General features: G+C 44.9%; 1 pseudogene. It reads right to left on the bottom strand.

Going from position 1 to position 695, the window contains the following annotated elements:
• Window positions 1-31: 31 nt before the first annotated feature.
• Window positions 32-695: pseudogene (locus UF05_RS08845) on the bottom strand (IS3 family transposase); the annotation flags it as partial.

The following is a 695-nucleotide window of genomic DNA, read 5'->3' as shown; positions in this document are numbered from 1 at the left end:
ATGATCTGCTCCAGCCAGACTGGACACTTCATTAAGCGACATTTTTCTGTTCAAAGTTAACTGGGCTTAGATACCCAAGAGCACTGTGCCTTCTCGTCCGATTATAATCAACCTCAATGTACTCGAAGACTGTTTGGCGCATCTCATCTCTGGTCATGATCGGTTCGTACTGGATCGCTTCAACCTTCATCGAATGGAAGAAGCTCTCAACATACGCATTATCCCAGCAGTTTCCTTTTCTACTCATACTTTGCTTTAGATTATAAGCAGTTATGAGGTCTCGATAATCTTTCGAGCAATACTGGCTACCTCTATCACTATGAAGAATAACCTGCTCAGGGAACCCTCGACGGAACAAAGCCATTGATAATGCATCGCAGACCAGTGTTGCCATCATCTTCGTATCCATTGACCAACCAATTACTTACCGTGAGTAAAGGTCAATGATCACAGCCAAATACAACCAGCCTTCACTTGTGGCAAGATACGTGATATCGCCCGCCCATTTTTGATTCGGAGCCGTTGCAGTAAAGTCCTGAGCTAGCAAGTTCGGAGCTACAGGCATCTTATGCTTGCTGTCCGTTGTACACTTAAACTTGCGTGCCGCTTTCGGCGTTAAATCCTGACGCTTCATGCTGGCTGCAATGGTTTTAACATTATGGCTATTACCGTTCTCAGCGAGTTCTTTCTGGATA

This window comes from Vibrio sp. S457-15 (assembly GCF_000960545.1).
In the GTDB taxonomy this organism is placed as follows: domain Bacteria; phylum Pseudomonadota; class Gammaproteobacteria; order Enterobacterales; family Vibrionaceae; genus Vibrio; species Vibrio parahaemolyticus.
Note: the sequence above shows the minus strand (reverse complement) of the source record. Positions and strands in the feature narration are given on the sequence as shown.